Origin of the sequence: uncultured Alsobacter sp. (assembly GCF_945952055.1) — a bacterium.
GTDB lineage: Bacteria > Pseudomonadota > Alphaproteobacteria > Rhizobiales > Beijerinckiaceae > Alsobacter.
In genome coordinates, this window is sequence record NZ_CAMFHB010000077.1 from 1 (window position 1) to 17,207 (window position 17,207).

15 protein-coding genes and 1 riboswitch are annotated in these 17,207 nt (G+C 70.9%); of the genes, 7 read left to right on the top strand and 8 right to left on the bottom strand.

Annotated elements, in window-relative coordinates:
• Both Q0Q47_RS29860 and Q0Q47_RS29865 read left to right on the top strand, forming a co-directional pair.
• On the top strand, nucleotides 1–797 hold a 797-nt coding region (locus Q0Q47_RS29860; RefSeq protein WP_293868650.1), incomplete at its 5' end, for an aldehyde dehydrogenase family protein.
• A gap of 60 nt (nucleotides 798–857) precedes the next feature.
• Nucleotides 858–2,621: a thiamine pyrophosphate-binding protein gene (locus Q0Q47_RS29865; protein ID WP_293868652.1), complete on the top strand. Its 1,764-nt coding sequence runs from the start codon at nucleotides 858–860 to the stop codon at nucleotides 2,619–2,621.
• 16 nt (nucleotides 2,622–2,637) lie between these two features.
• Here Q0Q47_RS29865 and Q0Q47_RS29870 read toward each other — a convergent pair whose 3' ends face one another.
• Together Q0Q47_RS29870 and Q0Q47_RS29875 are read right to left on the bottom strand one after the other, a co-directional pair.
• Complete coding sequence (locus Q0Q47_RS29870) at nucleotides 2,638–3,963, bottom strand: aspartate aminotransferase family protein (protein ID WP_293868678.1); 1,326 nt, start codon at nucleotides 3,961–3,963, stop codon at nucleotides 2,638–2,640.
• Nucleotides 3,964–3,980: 17 nt separating this feature from the next.
• Complete coding sequence (locus Q0Q47_RS29875) at nucleotides 3,981–5,111, bottom strand: phosphotransferase (RefSeq protein ID WP_293868654.1); 1,131 nt, start codon at nucleotides 5,109–5,111, stop codon at nucleotides 3,981–3,983.
• A 140-nt stretch (nucleotides 5,112–5,251) separates the two neighbouring features.
• Between Q0Q47_RS29875 and Q0Q47_RS29880 the strand changes: the two genes are divergently transcribed.
• The gene (locus tag Q0Q47_RS29880; RefSeq protein WP_293868656.1) at nucleotides 5,252–6,802 is read left to right on the top strand and encodes a trimethylamine methyltransferase family protein; all 1,551 of its coding nucleotides are present in this window, start codon (nucleotides 5,252–5,254) and stop codon (nucleotides 6,800–6,802) included.
• Nucleotides 6,803–7,035: 233 nt separating this feature from the next.
• Here Q0Q47_RS29880 and Q0Q47_RS29885 read toward each other — a convergent pair whose 3' ends face one another.
• Nucleotides 7,036–8,169, bottom strand: a complete 1,134-nt coding sequence (locus Q0Q47_RS29885; RefSeq protein ID WP_293868658.1) for an acyl-CoA dehydrogenase family protein — start codon at nucleotides 8,167–8,169, stop codon at nucleotides 7,036–7,038.
• Nucleotides 8,170–8,380: 211 nt separating this feature from the next.
• Here Q0Q47_RS29885 and Q0Q47_RS29890 point away from each other — a divergent pair, with 211 nt between their 5' ends.
• The 4 genes from Q0Q47_RS29890 to Q0Q47_RS29905 all read left to right on the top strand — a co-directional run bounded on the left by Q0Q47_RS29890 (nucleotide 8,381) and on the right by Q0Q47_RS29905 (nucleotide 12,703).
• On the top strand, nucleotides 8,381–9,574 hold the full coding sequence (locus tag Q0Q47_RS29890; RefSeq protein WP_293868660.1) for an acyl-CoA dehydrogenase family protein: 1,194 nt from the start codon (nucleotides 8,381–8,383) through the stop codon (nucleotides 9,572–9,574).
• A gap of 65 nt (nucleotides 9,575–9,639) precedes the next feature.
• Nucleotides 9,640–10,554, top strand: coding sequence for a LysR family transcriptional regulator (locus tag Q0Q47_RS29895; protein ID WP_293868662.1), 915 nt, complete (start codon nucleotides 9,640–9,642; stop codon nucleotides 10,552–10,554).
• 88 nt (nucleotides 10,555–10,642) lie between these two features.
• Complete coding sequence (gene mbfA / locus Q0Q47_RS29900; protein ID WP_293868664.1) at nucleotides 10,643–11,599, top strand: iron exporter MbfA; 957 nt, start codon at nucleotides 10,643–10,645, stop codon at nucleotides 11,597–11,599.
• Between the two features lie 54 nt (nucleotides 11,600–11,653).
• On the top strand, nucleotides 11,654–12,703 hold the full coding sequence (locus Q0Q47_RS29905) for a Gfo/Idh/MocA family oxidoreductase (RefSeq protein ID WP_293868666.1): 1,050 nt from the start codon (nucleotides 11,654–11,656) through the stop codon (nucleotides 12,701–12,703).
• A gap of 163 nt (nucleotides 12,704–12,866) precedes the next feature.
• On the opposite strand, the gene Q0Q47_RS29910 is transcribed toward Q0Q47_RS29905, so the two are convergent.
• From Q0Q47_RS29910 to Q0Q47_RS29930, 5 genes are all read right to left on the bottom strand, one after another.
• Nucleotides 12,867–13,289, bottom strand: a complete 423-nt coding sequence (locus Q0Q47_RS29910; RefSeq protein ID WP_293868668.1) for a bacterioferritin — start codon at nucleotides 13,287–13,289, stop codon at nucleotides 12,867–12,869.
• 124 nt (nucleotides 13,290–13,413) lie between these two features.
• The gene (locus Q0Q47_RS29915; protein WP_293868670.1) at nucleotides 13,414–14,124 is read right to left on the bottom strand and encodes an energy-coupling factor transporter transmembrane protein EcfT; all 711 of its coding nucleotides are present in this window, start codon (nucleotides 14,122–14,124) and stop codon (nucleotides 13,414–13,416) included.
• Nucleotides 14,121–15,701 (bottom strand): ABC transporter ATP-binding protein, encoded by a 1,581-nt coding sequence (locus tag Q0Q47_RS29920; RefSeq protein WP_293868672.1) that lies wholly within the window; start codon nucleotides 15,699–15,701, stop codon nucleotides 14,121–14,123. Before Q0Q47_RS29920 ends, Q0Q47_RS29915 begins: the two co-directional genes overlap by 4 nt.
• Nucleotides 15,694–16,260: an ECF transporter S component gene (locus Q0Q47_RS29925; RefSeq protein WP_293868674.1), complete on the bottom strand. Its 567-nt coding sequence runs from the start codon at nucleotides 16,258–16,260 to the stop codon at nucleotides 15,694–15,696. The genes Q0Q47_RS29920 and Q0Q47_RS29925 overlap by 8 nt, the downstream gene beginning before the upstream one ends.
• Before the next feature lie 39 nt (nucleotides 16,261–16,299).
• Nucleotides 16,300–16,905, bottom strand: a complete 606-nt coding sequence (locus Q0Q47_RS29930) for a YkoF family thiamine/hydroxymethylpyrimidine-binding protein (RefSeq protein WP_293868676.1) — start codon at nucleotides 16,903–16,905, stop codon at nucleotides 16,300–16,302.
• Nucleotides 16,894–16,995, bottom strand: a riboswitch (TPP riboswitch). It overlaps the preceding gene by 12 nt.
• Between the last annotated feature and the right edge of the window lie 212 nt (nucleotides 16,996–17,207).

Below are 17,207 nucleotides of genomic sequence, written 5' to 3' on the forward strand. Positions count from 1 at the left end.
TGGTGGCCCTCGTCGGCAGCGTCCCCGCGGGCCGTGCGGTCCTGCGCTCGGCCGCCGACACGATCAAGCCCGTGCTCCTGGAGCTGGGTGGCAAGAACGCGCTCGTCGCCTGTGCCGATGCCGATCCGGACGAGGTCGCCGGCGCCGTGATCGCGGGCATGAACTTCACCTGGTGCGGGCAGTCCTGCGGCTCGACGAGCCGGGCCTTCCTGCACGAGGCGATCCACGACGCGGTCGTGGAACGGATCCGGGCACGGATCGGCCGTTTCGTTCCGGGCGATCCCGCAGATCCGGCCACGACGATGGGCGCCATCATCAGCAAGGCGCAGCTCGACAAGGTGCTCGGCTTCATCGCCGACACGGCGGCCGAGGGCGCCACGCTGCTGTGCGGCGGCAAGCCGCCGGCGAACCGGGCCCTGGCCGGCGGATACTTCGTCGAGCCCACGGTCTTCACGGACGTCACGCCGGGGATGCGCCTCGCCCGCGAGGAGGTGTTCGGGCCGGTTCTCGCCGTTTTCCGGTGGTCGGACGAGGCGGAGATGCTGGCGACGGTGAACGGCGTCGAGTACGGCCTGACGGCCGCCATCTGGACCAACGACGTGCGCGACGCCCACAGGCTCGCCGCGGAGGTGGAGGCCGGCTTCGTCTGGATCAACGAGGTCTCGCGCCATTTCCTCGGGACGCCGTTCGGCGGCACCAAGCAGTCCGGCCTCGGCCGCGAGGAGTGCCTGGACGAGTTGCTGGCCTACACCCAGGAAAAGCACATCCACGTGAACCTCAGGCGGCCGGCTCGCTGACGAGCCGGGCCCCGAGCGCACGATCCGCCCCACGACGGGCCCTTTCGTCCGGAGCCGACCTTGACCTCTTCTTCCGCCGAAGACTCCGCGCCGGGCCCCTGGGGCAGCGACGCCGTCGCCGAGACCATCCGCGCGCTGGGCTACCGCTACATCGCCCTCGTCCCTGGCTCGAGTTTCCGGGGCCTGCACGACAGCCTGGTCAACCACCTCGGCAACGCCGATCCCGAGATGATCGTGTGCCTGCACGAGGAGCATGCGGTGTCGATCGCCGACGGCTTCTCGCGCGTGGCGCAGGAGCCGATGGCCGTGGCGCTGCATTCCAACGTCGGGCTGATGCACGCGACGATGACGATCTTCAATGCGTGGTGCGACCGTCGCCCGATGCTCATCATCGGCGCCACGGGGCCGGTGGACGCCGCCAAACGCCGGCCCTGGATCGACTGGATCCACACGTCCAAGGACCAGGGCGCGCTGGTGCGCCACTACGTGAAGTGGGACGACCAGCCGACCTCCGCGCGCGCGGCCGTCGAGTCGGTCCTTCGGGCAGACCAGATCGCGCGGACCGCTCCGGCGGGCCCGGTCTATGTCTGCCTCGAATCCGAGATGCAGGAGACGCGCGCGCAGGGGCCCGTGCTCGTGCCCGACGTGTCGCGCTTTCGCCCGCCGGAGCCGGCCGAGGCCTCCGCCGCATCGCTGCAGCGCTGCCTCGCCCTGCTGCGCGAGGCGCATGCGCCACTGCTGCTCTTCGGCCGGCTGTCGCGCGATGCCGGCGACTGGGACCGTCGCGTCGCGCTGGCCGAGGCGCTGGGCGCCACGGTGCTGACGACGGTCCACAATGCCTCGTGCTTCCCGACCGAGCACCCGCTGCATCCCGTCGCCCCGGTGGGCGAGCGGCCGGTGCCGGCCGAGACGGATCTCCTGAGGCGGGCGGACCTCATCCTGAGCTTCGACTGGCACGACCTCGGCGGCTTCCTCTCCGCACGGCTCGGGTCGGCGCAGAGCCAGGCGCCCGCGCCGCAGCCCGTCGTCCACGTCTCGCTCGACGCAACCCTCGCCAATGGCTGGAGCATGGACCACCAGGCCCTGCCCGCGGCCGACCTGCGCCTCGCGGTCGATCCGGACCGTTTCGTCGCGCAGCTGCTGGATGCCGTGCGGGCCGACAGGCGCGTGGCCTCGGCGCCCCTCGTCCCGGCGGGCGACCACTGGGCCAAGGCCGCCCCGCTCGGCCCCGAGCCTGGCGCACCGTTCGATGCCGAGCAGGTGGCCTTCGCGCTGTCCGCCTTCGCGCGCGAGCGCGCCGTCACCTTCGCGCGGCTGTCCTTCGGCTGGCCGCGCTCGGCCTGCCGGTTCCGCTCGCCGCTCGACTTCCTCGGCAAGGACGGCGGCGGCGCGGTGGGCACAGGGCCAGGGCACACGATCGGCGCGGCCATCGCGCTGCGCGACAGCGGGCGCCTCACGGTCGGGGTCATCGGCGACGGCGACTACCTGATGGGCGTGAACGCGCTCTGGACCGCCGCCCGAATGCGACTGCCGCTGCTGTTCGTGATTGTGAACAACCGGTCCTACTTCAACGACGAGGTCCACCAGGAGCGGATGGCGGTGCAGCGCGGCCGCCCCGTCGCCAACAGGTGGATCGGCCAGCGCCTCGACGATCCCCCGCCCGACCTCGTCGGCCTCGCCCGGGCCCAGGGCTTCGAGGGGGAGGGACCGGTCTCGTCGGTGGCCGACCTGCAGGCCGCCCTGCGACGCGGCGCGGCCGTGGTGGCGGCGGGCGGACGCTACGTCATCGACGCCCACGTCCTCCCGGGCTACTCCGAGCGCTAGCCGGTGGCGCCGCGCCTCACGCGGTCCGGCCCCGCAATGCCTTCAGCGTGTCGTCCAGCGTCGCCACCAGCTGGTCCGCGTTGGCCGGCGAGAACACCAGCGGCGGGCGGATCTTCAGGATGTTGGCGTTCGGGCCCGTCGCCGAGATGAGCACCCGGCGCTTGCGCATCCCGTCGACGACGGCGAGCGCGGTTGCGCTGTCGGGCTCCTTCGTCGCGCGGTTCTTGACGAACTCCACGCCGATGTAGAGCCCGGTGCCGCGCACGTCGCCGATGCCCTCGTGCGTCGCGGCAAGCTCGCCGATGCCCGCCTGCATGAGCGCGCCCACCTTCAGCGCGTTGGCCTGCAGGCCTTCCTCGCGCACGACGTCGTAGACCGCCTGCGCGGCGGCGATGGCGACGCCGTTGCCGCCGAAGGTGTTGAAATAGCGCTGGTTGGTGCCGAAGGATTCGACCACGGCGTGCGACATCGCCACGGCGGCGACGGGGTAGCCGTTGCCCATGGGCTTGCCCATGGTGACGATGTCGGGCTGCAGGCCGTGGCGCTGGTAGCCCCACAGCGCTTCGCCGGAGCGGCCGAAGCCGGCCTGGACCTCGTCGGCGATGAACACGCCGCCGGCCCGGCGCACCACCTCGGCCACCTGCGAGAGCACGTCGGTGGGATGGGCGTAGATGCCGTCGGACGAGAACAGCGAATCCGCGATGAAAGCGGCGAGGCCCTCGCCACGGCGCTCCAGCTCCTCGATCTCGCGTTGCAGGGCGCTGGCCAGCGTGCGGCCGATCTCGCGGGGCTTCATCCGGTAGCTGTCGGGTGCCGGGATACGCCGCACCCAGGTGCCGAGCGGCGACTTCTTGCCGAGCGAGGGCGAGAGCCCCGCGGTCAGGTCCGAGTTGCCGTGATAGGCCTCGGACGTGATGACGATGCCGTTGCGCCCGGTCTTGTGCTTGGCGATGCGCAGGGCGAGGTCGTTGGCCTCCGACCCCGTGCAGGTGAACATCACGTGCTCGATGGGCCCGCCGAACGACGGTACGAAGTCCTCGGCGAAGTCGAGGATGCCCTGCTGGACGTAGCGCGTGTGCGTGCACAGCGTCTGGAGCTGGGCGTGGATGGCCTCCACCACGCGTGGGTGGCCGTGGCCGACCGAGGCGACGTTGTTGTAGGCGTCCAGATAGGCTTTGCCCTGGCTGTCGTAGAGGAACACGCCGGAGGCCCGCTTCACCTCGACCGGGTCGGCATACATGAGCCGGTAGGCGGGGCCGAGGAGCGCCTGGCGGCGCCGGATCGCGCCCTGCATGGCGGGATCCAGGTCTTCGAGCCGCGAGGGGTCGAAGCCGTTGACCATGCCCACGTTGATCTTGTTCATGGCGTGTCTCCGGGCGGATGCGAGGCGGTGCCGGCAGTGTCGGCGAGATCCATGAAGACCGCGCTCACGTCATCCACGCCGCGGGCGAGAAACCAGTCGAGCTGGTGCCAGCTGGGATGGGTGTTGCGCAGGATGTAGGTGGCATTGTCCGGCATCATGCCGGCGCGCCACGTCGTGATGAGCGCCCGGGCGATGACCCGGCCCATGACGAGGTGCGGGACCATGGCGAGTTCCGCCTCGGCGAGGGGCGCTGTCGACAGGTAGCCGCGCAGGACGTCGCGACCGTCCGTGAAGATGTCGTCGGCGGGCACGAGCGAAAGCTGGTTCAGCAGCGTGGTCGCGACGTCGATGGCCACGGCCGTGCGCACCACGTCGCCGAAGTCGATGATGCCCGAGACGAACCCCGGCGTGTCGCGGTCTGCGACGACGTTGGAGCGGCCGCAATCGTTGTGCACCACCTGCCTGGGCAGGGCGCCGATGCGGTTGAAGAGGGCCTCGAAGCGGTCGAGGCCGCGGTCCAGAGCCGAGCGACGTCCCGCGTCGTCGATGTGAGCCACCAGCCCCCGCAGCCGCGGGAGGTGCTGCACGTCCCAGGCCACGACGCGCCCGTCGTGCGGGTGCGAGAACCCCGCCATGGCATGGCGAAGGCGGCCGAGCATGGCGCCGAGCCGTTCCCGCTCGCGCGGCGTCGTGTCGAACCTGTCGAGGGGCGTGCCTTCGAGATAGGTGAGGGCGCGCGCGATCCGGGTCTGGCCGGCGCGGTCGACGAAGGTGAACCAGGCGGCACCGCCCCTGGCCGGGACCACGCGCGGCACCGGCAGGGCCGGATCGGCCTCTGCCACGTGCAACAGCAGCTCGGTCTGCAGCTCGATGTCGGCCTCAGGCTCCTGCGGGTTCGAGAGCTTGAGCACCAAGCGCGGGCCTGAGTCCGGCGTCACCAGAAACGTGTCGTCCTTCTCGGTCGCGAAGCGGGTGAAGGACCCGGTCATGCCCCAGGAGGACGCGACGAGCGCGGCGGCTTCGGGCTCCTGCATCCGGACGAGCGGGGCCGCGAGGCCGCATTCGGCCAGAAGGGCTTCCGGAGTGTCCATCGCGTGGTGCGTCGGTTCGGCGTCGGGCAGGGGCATGACGTCGTGATTAGCGCGACGGGCCGCCGGGCTCAATGCGCCGGGTGCCGCGAGCGGAGCAGCAGGCGACGCGTTTGCCCGTGGCGCTCGCGCATGGACGCAGTACCTTTCCCGCAAGGGAGCGAGGGGAGAACGGCGCCATGGACCAGGAGCGGGACACGCCGGCAGGTCGCGGCCGGGCCGGACGCACCGGACGCCGCGAGGGACGGACCGTTCGCACGGCCGTTCTCGGGCGCCCCTACATCGTCCGCGCCATCCCGCCCTACGACATCATGGGGGAGGAAAACCTCGTCCGCATCGAGCGCGCCGCCGAGCGCATCGGCGCCGAGGTCGGCATCGAGTTCCGCGACGACCCCGTGGCGCTGGACCTGTGGCGCCGTGCCGGCGCGAGCGTGGACGGCGTCCGGGTGCGCTTCGAACCCGGCCTGCTGCGCGAGCTCCTGAAGACCGCGCCGGCCACCTTCACCCAGCACGCCCGCAATCCGGCCCGCTCGGTCGAGATCGGCGGCAGGTCGGTGGTGTTCTCGCCGGCCTACGGCTCGCCCTTCGTGATGGATCTCGACAAGGGCCGGCGCTACGGCACGCTCGAGGACTTCCAGAACTTCATCAAGCTCGCCCAGGCCTCGCCGTGGCTGCACCACTCGGGCGGGACGATCTGCGAGCCCGTCGACGTGCCGGTGAACAAGCGCCACCTCGACATGGTCTACAGCCACATCCGCTACTCGGACCGCGCCTTCATGGGCTCGGTGACGGCTGAGAGCCGGGCGGAGGACTCCATCGAGATGGCGCGGATCGTCTTCGGGCGCGACTTCGTCGACCGACACTGCGTCATCCTCGGAAACGTCAACGTCAACTCGCCGCTCGTCTGGGACGGCACGATGACGAAGGCGCTGCGGGCCTATGCGCGGGCGAACCAGGCGGGCGTCGTCGTGCCCTTCATCCTGGGCGGGGCGATGGGCCCGGTCACCAATGCGGGGGCCATCGCCCAGTCGCTCGTCGAGACGATGGCCGGCTGCGCGCTGACGCAGCTCGAGCGACCCGGGGCGCCAGTGATCTTCGGCAACTTCCTGTCGTCGACGGCGCTGCGCTCGGGCTCGCCGACCTTCGGCACGCCGGAGCCGGCCATCGGCTCCATGGTGGTCGGCCAGCTCGCCCGTCGCCTGAACCTGCCGCTGCGCTGCTCGGGCAACTTCACGACCTCGAAGCTGCCCGACGCCCACGCCATGACCGAGGGCACGATGTCGATGCTCGCCGCCGTGCATTGCGGCGCGAACTTCATCCTGCACGCGGCCGGCTTCCTCGATGGGCTCCTGTCGATGTCCTACGAGAAGTTCGTGCTCGACACGGACCTGTGCGGCGCGCTGCACACCTATCTCGACGGGGTGCCGGTGGACGACAACCAGCTCGCGGTCGAGGCCTTCGCGGAAGTCGGCCCGGGCAACCATTTCTTCGGCTCGGCCCACACGCTCGCCAACTACCAGACGGCCTACTGGGACAGCGAGACCGCCGACAACGAGCCCTTCGAGAAATGGGAAGCCGCCGGCAGCGAGGACGCGGCGAAGCGCGCCAACCGGCTGTGGAAGAAGCGGCTCGCCGAGTACGAGGCCCCGCCGCTCGATGAGAGCGTGGACGAGGCGCTACGGGCGTTCATGGAGAGGCGCAAGGGGGAGATGCCGGACGCCTGGTATTGAGGCGGCTCCCCTTCACCGGCCCCCAACGGTCCTCATCCTGAGCAGCCCGCGGAGCGGGCGTGTCGAAGGACGCACGATGTTCAGTCAAGGCTCCGAGTCTCCACCACCATTCTGCGTCCTTCGACACGCCGCCTTTGGCGGCTGCTCAGGATGAAGAGGTTGGGGGACTGGCCATAACGTGGCTCGTGCAAAGGTCTCCAGGATGAGGGGCAATGGGGGCTGGCGGACCGGGTTCAGCCCGCGATCTGCCGCGCGATGATCAACCGCTGGATGTCGCTCGTGCCCTCGTAGATCTGGCACACCCGCACGTCGCGCCAGATGCGGGCGACGGGGTAGTCCTCGAGGTAGCCGTAGCCGCCGTGGACCTGGATGGCGTCGGAGCAGACCCTTTCGGCAGCCTCCGAGGCCACCAGCTTGGCCATGGCGGCTTCCTTGAGGCAGGGCTGGCCCGCGTCGCGCAGCGCGGCGGCGTGCAGCACCATCTGGCGGGCGCACTCGATCTGCGTCGCCATGTCGGCGAGGCGGAAGGCGACGGCCTGGTGGGCCATGATCGGCTGGCCGAAGCTCTTGCGCTCCTGGGCGTAGGCCAGCGCCGCCTCGTAGGCCGCCCGCGCCATGCCGACCGATTGCGCGGCGATGCCGATGCGCCCGCCCTCCAGGTTGGCGAGCGCGATGCGGTAGCCCTCGCCCTCGCCGCCCAGCCGGTTCTCGTCGGGCACGAAGAGGTCCTCGAAGACGATCTGCGCCGTGTCGGAGGCGTGCTGGCCGAGCTTGTCCTCGATGCGGGCGACCGTGTAGCCGGGCGAGGCCGTGGGGACGATGAAGGCCGTGATGCCGCGCTTGCCCGCCTCGGGATCCGAGACGGCGAAGACGATGGCGACGTCGGCGCTGCGGCCTGAGGTGATGAACTGCTTCGTGCCGCTGAGCACCCACCCGCCCTCGGCGCGGCGGGCCCGCGTCCGCAGCGCCGAGGCGTCGGAGCCGGCCTCGGGCTCGGTGAGGCAGAAGGCTCCGATCATGGATCCGGCCGCCATGGGCCTGAGGAAGCGCTCCTTCTGCTCCGGCGAGCCGAAGCGCAGGATGGGGGCGCAGCCCACCGAGTTGTGCACGCTCATGACGGTCGAGACGGCGCCGTTGCCGGCCGCGATCTCCTCCAGCGCCGTCGCGTAGGAGACCGTGTCGACAGCGGCCCCGCCCCAGTCCTCGGGCACCACCATGCCGAGGAACCCGAGGTCGCCCATGGCCCCCAGAACGCCGCGCGGAATGGCCTTGGCCTTCTCCCACTCGGCGGCGAAGGGCTTCAGCCGCTCCTGCGCGAAATCGCGCGCGGTGTCGCGGACCATCGCCTGTTCGTCTGTCAGGATCATGAGCTTGCCTCCCGCATCGCCGTGCTGCGCCCGACGTTCGCTGAGCGCCGAGTATGGAGCGGAAGGGACGAGGCTGGCCACACCGACTTCGGTCCACCCCGTGCGGCGAAGTCGGCTATCGACCCAGCGAATTCACGTCATGAAAAGGATCGATTTGACGAATGACCTTCGTCTCCCGTCTGATGGTGGAAACTCACCGGGAAACGCGCTCATGTTCATGGCTCCCCGCCCCACGCCCGACTCGTCCACCGTCAAGGCTGCGCCGGCCGGGCCCGAACGCGAGGCCGCCTTCCAGAGGATGCTGGAGCTCGTGGCGGCGCGCCGCGGCGAGATCGACAAGCTGACCTACGTGCCGCGCGACGTGGTCGCGGCGATGAAGGAGGCCGGCATCTTCCGCGCCGCCACGCCGGCCATGTTCGGCGGCGACGCGCTGCCGCCGCACGTGTTCCTGGAGATGGTCGAGCGCGTCAGCCGGGTCGACGGCTCCACGGGCTGGGTCGCGGCCTTCGGGTCGGCCAACACCTACACCGCGGCGCTGCCGCTCTCGGCCCAGGCCAAGATGTATGCCGAAGGACCGGACCAGGTCTTCGCAGGCGGGCTTTACCCGCTGCAGCCGGCCCAGAAGGCCGAAGGCGGCTGGACGGTGTCGGGGCGCTGGCGCTTCGCCAGCGGCTGCATGGGCGCGGACTGGATCGGCGTAGGCATCACCACGCCGGGCAACGATGCCTCGGGCCTGCCCATCGTGCGCATGGCGGTGGCGCCGGCGCACGAGGTCGAGATCGTGCCCAACTGGGACGTGATCGGCATGCAGGGCACGGGAAGCCACGACACGCGCGTCGAGAACAAGTTCTACGCCGAAGAGTGGGTCTGCGTGCGCGGCGCTCCCGGCGTCGTCGACGAGCCGCTCTACCGCTATCCCGCCATGCCCTACCAGGCGCAGGTGCACGCGGCCGTAAACCTCGGCCTCGCCCGGGCGGCGCTGGACCTGGCCGTCGAGATGTCGGGCGCCGCCAAGCTGATGCCGGGCCATGCGCGCCTGGCCGACCGCGCCTATTTCCGCACCACGCTCGCCAAGGGCGAGGCGGCCCTGCGCGCGGCGAGGCTGTTCTACTACGACGCCGCCGCCAAGGCCTGGGACGTCATCGCGGCGGGCGACGAGCTGTCGCTCGAACTGCGCACCCTGCTGCGCCTCAGTGCGACCCATGCGGCGCAGACCGGCAACGACATCGTGCAGGACTGCTACCGCGTCTGCGGCATGGCGACGATCGAGAAGACCAACCGCATGCAGCAGATCGCGCGCGACGCCATGGTCGTCATCCAGCACCAGTCGCTGAACGACGCGACGCTGGAGAACTGCGGCACGATCCTGACCGGCCTCGCCCCGCCGCCGAACTTCCCGGGGTGAGTGCCGGGCCAGCCCTCGCACAGGCCCTTGCGCACTCGCGCGAGGACCTGTCGAATGACCGCGGCATGGACACCAAGAGCCTCGGTCAGTTCGACTTCAACCTGATCAAGACCTTCCTGGCGATCTGGGACCTCGGCAGCCTGACGGACGCCGGGGACCGGCTCGGGCTGACGCAGCCTGCGGTCAGCCATGCGCTGCGCCGCCTTCGCGACCAGTTCGCCGATCCCCTGTTCGTGCGCGCCGGCAACCGCATGGTGCCGACGCCGGCGGCGCAGCGGCTCCACGAGCCCTTCAGCCGGGCTTTCGCCATCGTCGGACAGACGGTCCACACGCAGCGGCACTTCGAGCCGCAGACGTCGCGGCGGGTCTTCCGTGTCGCGATGACCGACCTGTCCGAGTTCTATTTCCTGCCCGACCTGCTCGAGCGCATGGAAAGCGTCGCGCCGTCCGTGCGCCTCGAGTCGGTGGCCCTCGACGTCGCGAGCGTCGAGGCGGACCTGCGCTCGGGGCAGATCGACCTGGCCATCGGCCTCGTTCCGGACCTCGGCCCGGACATCGCCAGCACGGCCCTGATCGACGACGACTATGTCTGCCTGGTGCGCAAGGGGCATCCCCTGAAGGCGCGGGCGCTGACGCGCGAGAGCTTCGCCCAGCTGCGCTGGGTGGACGTGTCCTCGAACGCGGCAGGCTACCGGCAGCTCGGCGAGCGGCTGTCGACGCTCGGCCTCGACCGCACCGTCTCGGCCCGGCTGGGCCATGTCTCCGTGGCGCCCGCCATCGTGCGGCGGACGGACCTGGCGGTGATCTATCCGCGCAGCATCTCGGTCAAGCTGAACCGGGCGGGCGCCTTCCGCCTCATCGACCTGCCGTTCGAGCAGCGCCCCAACGCCATTCCGCTGCACGTGCATGCCTCCTTCGCCGACGATCCCGGCATCGTCTGGCTCGCCAGTCTCATCCGCGAGAACGCCGCGCCGGCCTGACGTGCGACGATGGGCGAACGGATCCGGCCTTGACTTGTGCCCGCTTCGGGTCGATTTTCCAGATTAGAATTCTTCTAAGGAAAACCGCATGAAGCACTTCAGGGACCTGTCCGAGCAGGAGGTCCTCGCGCTGGCCGTGGCCAACGAGGAGGAGGATTCCCGCATCTACCTGAACTTCGCGGCCAAGCTGCGCCCGAATTTTCCCCAATCGGCCAAGGTCTTCGAGGAGATGGCCGAGGAGGAGCAGGGGCACAGGCACGCGCTGCTGGAGGACTACCGCCGCCGCTTCGGCGACGAGCTGCCCTACATCACGCGCCAGGACGTGAAGGGCTTCCTCAAGCGCAACCCGCTGTGGCTGCTGGACAACCTGCGTCTCGACGCGGTTCGCCGGCAGGCCGAGATCATGGAGATGGAGGCCGCGGCCTTCTACGCGAAGTCCGCCGAGCGTTCCCGCGACGTGGGCACGCGCAAGCTGCTCGCCGACCTCGCCGAGATCGAGAAGAAGCACGAGAGCCTCGCCGCCAAGCTCGGCGAGACGACGCTGACGCCCGACATCAAGGCCGAGGAGGACGCGACCGCCCGCCGGCTGTTCCTGCTGCAGGTCGTGCAACCGGGTCTCGCCGGGCTGATCGACGGCTCGGTGTCGACGCTCGCGCCGATCTTCGCCGCCGCCTTTGCGACCCACAATTCGTGGGACACGTTCCTCGTCGGCCTCGCCGCCTCGATCGGTGCCGGCATCAGCATGGGCCTGACGGAGGCTCTGTCGGACGACGGCGAGATCACGGATCGTGGCCATCCCTGGCTCCGGGGCGGCATCTGCGGCCTGATGACGGCGGTCGGCGGGCTCGGTCACACGCTGCCCTACCTCATCCCCGACTTCTGGACGGCGACGATCACGGCCGGCGTCATCGTGGCGATCGAGCTCTTCGCCATCGCCTGGATCCGCTGGAAGTACATGGAGACGCCCTTCACCTTGGCGATCGTGCAGGTGGTGCTGGGCGGCCTGCTGGTGCTGCTCACGGGCATCTTCATCGGCAGCTCGTGATCGTGCCATGATCGCTTCCGCGCGCCGGCCGTGACCGGGGCGCGGGAGGATCGCATGACGCATGAGACCCGCATCGCCGTGGCCGGCGCCGGCCTGATCGGCAAGGCCCACATCGCCCGTATCCTGGCCCAGCCGAAGGCCACGCTCGCCGCGATCATCGACCCCTCGCCGGCGGCGCGGGAGCAGGCGGCAAGCCTCGGCGTGCCGCACTTCGCCGAGGTCGAGGAGGGGCTCGCCGCGGCGAAGCCGGACGGGCTCGTCATCGCCTCCCCGAACCGCTTCCACATTCCCCATGCGCTCGCCGCGGCGGCTGCGGGCGTGCCGATGCTGCTGGAGAAGCCACCGGCCGAGGACGTGGCCGGAGCCCGGCGGATCGTCGAGGCGGCGGAACGCGCCGACGTGCCGATCCTCGTCGGCCACCACCATCGCCACAGCCCCCTGATCAGCCGGGCGCGCGACGTCATCCAGTCCGGTCGTCTCGGGAGGCTGACGGCGGTCAACGCCATGAGCCTCTACAAGAAGCCCGACCACGGCTACTTCGACGGGCCGGGCGCCTGGCGCCGGGAGCCCGGCGGCGGCGTGGTGCTGATCAACCTCATCCACCTCGTCGATGACCTGCGCAACCTGTGCGGCGACGTCGTGTCGGTGCAGGCGATCGAGTCCAGCGCGGCCCGCGGCTTTCCGGTGGAGGACACGGCCGCCGTGCTGCTGCGCTTCGCCAACGGGGCGCTCGGCACCATCATCCTCTCGGACTCGGCGGTGGCGCCCTGGAGCTGGGAGCTGACCTCGGGCGAGAACAAGGCCTACCCCCGCACCGACGAACTCTGCATCGTCGTCGCCGGCACGCAGGGCTCGATCGCGGTGCCGACGCTGGAGACCTGGAGCCACGAGGGCGACGGCTGGTGGACGCCGATCCGCTCGGACCGGATCGTCGTGCCCGAGCAGGACCCGCTGACCCTGCAAATGCGGCACTTCGTCGACGTGGTGCGGCGCGAGGCCAAGCCCGTCATCGACGGACGCGAGGGCCTGCGCACGCTCGCCACGACGCTCGCCGTCAAGGACGCCGCCGCCACGGGGCGCGCTGTGGTGCCGGAGCGGAAGTGACGGGGGCTTTCATCGTCGACACCGCCCCGGGCTCCCCATCCCGAGCAGCCGGCGAGGCCGAGTCGAAGGACGCACGATGCCGGCGGCCGCACCGTGCCGCGTCCTTCGGCTCACGGCCCTGCGGGCCAGACCCAGGGTGGGGAGATCGGGGCCAGGCGGTCGGTCAGGCCTCGATGACGGGCACGTCCTCGCCGAGCGCGGTGGCGAGGTCGATCAGGTGATCCTGCTCGTCGACGAGGATCTCGCGGATCTGTTCGCTCATCGCGAACTCGCCGAGCGCTTCGCACTGGCGCACCCGCTGGCGGTAGTTGCGGATCGTGTCGGCCTCGTTCTCCAGGTCGGCGCGCAGCATGCCCTTGGCGTCGCCGGGCATGGCCACCGCCTTCGGCGTCACCGTCGGCGTGCCGCCGAGATAGTCGATCTGGCGGGAGATGATCAGCGCATGCTTGAGCTCTTCGCCGGCATGCTCCTCGAGCTGCTTGGCAATGCTCATGTACTCGGCGCCTCTGATGACCTGCGAGTAGACCACATAGGCGATGATCGCCTGGTACTCGCGCGCGAGGTCCTCGTTCAGCAAAGCGGCCAAGCGCTCTCGTGAGATGTTTTCCACGACCACGTCTCCATCGGTTGGGGACCTGGGAAACGCCCAAGTTCCGGCTGCCGTTCCATGCGAGGGCTCGCATGCGATCGGGCTCCCCGAACGTCGGGCCTCAGCCGAGCGTCGCGGCCATCCCGGCGAGCGCGATGGCCGCCGCCACGAGGAGGCTGTCGCGGCCCTGCCAGCGCCGCTCTCGCCACCGCGAGGCCGGCGTGAGCGGTCCGAGGCCGCGCATCTGCATCGACAGGGCGGCGGCACTCGCCCGACGCAGCGCACCGGCGAAGAGCACGAGCAAGACGTCGGGCGAAAGGCTGGCCAGGCGTGCGCCGATCCGCCCGCCCCAACCGCTGCCGCGCCGCGGCTGGAGCAGGCGCAGCATGCGGTAGTCCTCGGCCAGGGCCGGCAGGAACTGGATCGCTGCCAGGACACCCTGGACGATGCGACGCGGCAGGCGGGCATTCTGCTCGAGCGCCCTCGCGAGATCGTCGGCGCGGGTCGTCTCCGCGAAGGCCAGCGAGGCGAGGCCCATCACCAGGATGCGCGAGGCGACGACGGCCGCCACGCCGGCGCCGCTGCCGCCCACGGCCGTGTAGGCCGGGTTCTCGGCGACGAGATAGATCCACGACATCGCCGCCGCGAGAAACACGAAAGGCAGCATGCGCCGGGCGAGGTGCGCCGCCGGGCGCCGCTCCAGGGCGAGCAGGGCGACCAGGATGACGACGCCCATGAGCGCAAGGGCGGGCAGGCGGTCGACCAGCGAGGCGGTGAGCACCAGCACGCCGGATGCCGCGAGCTTGGCCAGGGCATGCCGATCGCCGATCATGCCGCGGTCTCCAGGCCGAGCGCCGCGGCCAGCGCGAAGGCGGGCGGGGCTGCGAGCGGGGCCGTCCCGTCGAGGGCCCGGCGGCAGATGGCCCGGCCGGCTCCCTCGGCGGCGAGCCGGCCGGCATCGAGCACGAGGATCCGGTCGCAGGTGCGGGCGAGCCAGTCCGTGTCGTGGCTGACGACGAGGGCGCCGTTGCCGGCTGCCCTGCCGGCCAGGAGGCTCGCCTCCAGGGCCGCCAGGCCATGCGCGTCGAGGCCCGCCGTCGGCTCGTCGAGAACGGCCAGCATCGGGCCCGGTCCCGCCAGCGCGAAGGCGAGGGCGATGCGTCTGAGCTCCCCGCGGCTGTGATGCAGCGGATGACGCCGCGGATCGGCCGTGAGCCCGAAGCTCTCGAGGCTCGCGGCCGCCTCGTGCCAGGCGAGGCCGCGCCGGCGCGCCTCCAGCCCTAGGCTTGCCGACGCGAAGACCAGGGCAGGGTTCTGCGGCACCATGTGCGCGACCAGGCCCTGTTTCGCGATCCGCCGCCCGGCGCCGGGACGCAGCGCGCCGGCGGCGACGAGGCACAGGGAGGTCTTTCCGGCGCCGTTGCCGCCGGCGAGCCCGACCACCTCGCCTTGGCGCAGGGTGAGCGACACTCCCTCCAGGGCCCGGTGGTCTCCGCGGCGCAGGCTCACCGCCTCGAGGGTCACCAGCGGATCGCCCGCCGCCGCTGGCAGCCTGGTCGGCGCCAGGTCGTCGCGCAGTGCCGCGCGCAGGTCTGCCGGCCACGCCGCCGCCGCGTGCACGAGAGCGGCGAGGTCCGGCATCAGGCCGCCGGCAACCGCCTGCCCATGCCGGCGCAGGCAGAGTGCGGCACGGGCGGCGGGGGGAAGCCGCAAACCGAGGTCGGGCCGGCCGGCGATCGTCTCCAGCGCCTCGGCGGAAGGCGCCAGCAAGAGGGGCGCGCCCTCGCGGTCCAGCACGAGGAGGCGGTCGGCGAGGGGCGCGACGAGGTCGGCACGGTGCTCGATCAGCAGCAGGGCGCCGGGCGTCTCGCCGGCCATGAAGGCGATGGCCTCCTGCGCGGCGGCCTCGTCGAGATGGGCGGTGGGTTCGTCGAGGATCGTGAGGCCAGCGCCTTCGGCCAAGGCGGCGGCCAGAGCGAGCCGTTGCCGCCATCCCGTGGACAGGGACAGCGTCGCGTCGCGCGCGTTCAGGCCACGGGCGGGGCCGCTGCCGAGGGCCTGCGCGATCGCCACGTCGATGGCGCCCGGATCGAGACCGCGGTTCTCCAGGGCGAATGCGATCTCGCCCTCGACGGACAGAGCGACGAGCTGTGCCTCCACGTCCTGCTGGACATGGGCGACGGCGCCCGCACGGACAACGGTGCCGCGCAACTCGCCAGGGACCAGCGCCGGTATGGCGCCCGCCAACGCGAGGGCGAAGGTGGATTTGCCGCAACCGGACGGGCCGAGGATGCCGACCCGCTCGCCGGCGCGGAGGGCGAGGCTGACGTCGCGGACGGCGTCCCGGGCTGCCCCCGGATAGCGGACGGCGACGTCGCGGGCTTCGACGATCGGGCTCGCGTCAGCCACGGACCTCGGCGTCCATGGCGAGCCCGTTCAGGACGCCCGTGGCGGCGAGGCGGCGCGCGATGAAGCGGCCGAGCAGGCCCGCCAGGATCGCGCCGCTGGCGCAGCGCAGGACGAACATCACCACGAGGAGCTTGGGATCGAGCGCGCCGTACTTGAAGCGGATCCACGTGTAGACGAAGCTGAAGAGGGCGGCGCTGATGCCCGAGGCGACCAGCACGGCGGTGTCGTAGCGCTTCCACCGCGTGGCGGCGAAGGGCAGTTCGGCACCGGCGCCCTGGATGACCCCCGTGAGCAGCAGGATCACGCCGGCCGGGTTGCCCGTGGCGATCTCGGCGATGGCCGCGACGACCTCGGCGAAGAAGGCCGCGAAGGGCTTGCGCACCACATAGGCGGCGACCACCGAGGCGACGCACCAGAAGCCGAACAGGATGTCGAGCGACAGCGGCCCGATCAGCCCCTGCGCCACCAGCCAGAGCTGCACCCAGGCCAGATAAAGCACGCCGAAGACGACGCCGATCGTGGCGACGATGACGATTTCACGCTGCGACCAGCTTTGCATGATGGAGTCTCGATGACGCGAGGGGAGAGGTGCGGACGGTCAGAACCGGCTCGGGCTGTTGGCCGAGACCGTGAGCGTCAGGACGACGTGGGCTTCCGGCGGCGCGAAATCGAGGTAGGAGCACGCGACCGCGGAGAAAAGCGCCCCGGCATCGCCGCGCAGCTTCGAGCAGAAGTGCTTCGGCTTGTCGTAGACGCCGACGTGCTTGAGGAAATCGATGCACGAGCCGATGCGCGCCATGTGCGCCTCGGTGCCGAGCGGGTACAGCGAGATCTGCCCGGAGCAGGCGATGCCGCTCACAGGGTTCGGATCGTAGCGGCGCAGGGCGGCCTGGACGGGATCGTCGCCCGGGGCCAGGCGTGGGATCGACGGCGCCGTGCAGATCGGGTCGTCGGACTCGCCCGGGCAGCCGCGCGACAGCGTGGCGCTCAGCACCACGTGGTGGCCCGACCGTGCCGTGGCGATGAAGGCGTCGCGCATGGCGTCGACGACCACGTCCGGCGGCCCGACGAGCAGCGTCGAGACGTCGTCGGTCTCGCGTCGCAGCCGGTCCTTGTAGGTGTCGAGCGCGGCGATGCCGCCCATGATCGCCGGCACGAAGTCCGACGTCATCGGATAGAGGGAGAATTGTGCGCCTGAGAACATCCGTCTCGCTCCGCTGGTATGACCCAGATCAGCTTCGAAGGGTTGGACCGCATGTCCTCTCAGCCCGGAAGGGCACCCCTGACGACTTCGGTCCTACCGCGGTTGAACGGCAGGCGCCAGTGAAAAGGCTGTCATAATTGGTTTGATCGACTGGCTTGCCGGCAGATCACGCAACCTCTCCGCGCGTCCTGCCCGGGCCTGGCCCGGGCATCCACGACTTTGCCGGGGCAGGTCGCGTTCTCCCGCCGAAGTCGTGGGTGGCCGGGCCAAGTGTACAGACCGGAGACATGGTGAACACTCGT

What these genes read in the sequence shown, in the direction of transcription:
- Q0Q47_RS29870 (WP_293868678.1), bottom strand. Translation starts at nt 3,963, where the DNA reads ATGGTCAACGGCTTCGACCCCTCGCGGCTCGAAGACCTGGATCCCGCC.
- Q0Q47_RS29875 (WP_293868654.1), bottom strand. Translation starts at nt 5,111, where the DNA reads ATGCCCCTGCCCGACGCCGAACCGACGCACCACGCGATGGACACTCCG.
- Q0Q47_RS29880 (WP_293868656.1), top strand. Translation starts at nt 5,252, where the DNA reads ATGGACCAGGAGCGGGACACGCCGGCAGGTCGCGGCCGGGCCGGACGC.
- Q0Q47_RS29885 (WP_293868658.1), bottom strand. Translation starts at nt 8,169, where the DNA reads ATGATCCTGACAGACGAACAGGCGATGGTCCGCGACACCGCGCGCGAT.
- Q0Q47_RS29890 (WP_293868660.1), top strand. Translation starts at nt 8,381, where the DNA reads ATGTTCATGGCTCCCCGCCCCACGCCCGACTCGTCCACCGTCAAGGCT.
- Q0Q47_RS29895 (WP_293868662.1), top strand. Translation starts at nt 9,640, where the DNA reads ATGGACACCAAGAGCCTCGGTCAGTTCGACTTCAACCTGATCAAGACC.
- mbfA (WP_293868664.1), top strand. Translation starts at nt 10,643, where the DNA reads ATGAAGCACTTCAGGGACCTGTCCGAGCAGGAGGTCCTCGCGCTGGCC.
- Q0Q47_RS29905 (WP_293868666.1), top strand. Translation starts at nt 11,654, where the DNA reads ATGACGCATGAGACCCGCATCGCCGTGGCCGGCGCCGGCCTGATCGGC.
- Q0Q47_RS29915 (WP_293868670.1), bottom strand. Translation starts at nt 14,124, where the DNA reads ATGATCGGCGATCGGCATGCCCTGGCCAAGCTCGCGGCATCCGGCGTG.
- Q0Q47_RS29925 (WP_293868674.1), bottom strand. Translation starts at nt 16,260, where the DNA reads ATGCAAAGCTGGTCGCAGCGTGAAATCGTCATCGTCGCCACGATCGGC.
- Q0Q47_RS29930 (WP_293868676.1), bottom strand. Translation starts at nt 16,905, where the DNA reads ATGTTCTCAGGCGCACAATTCTCCCTCTATCCGATGACGTCGGACTTC.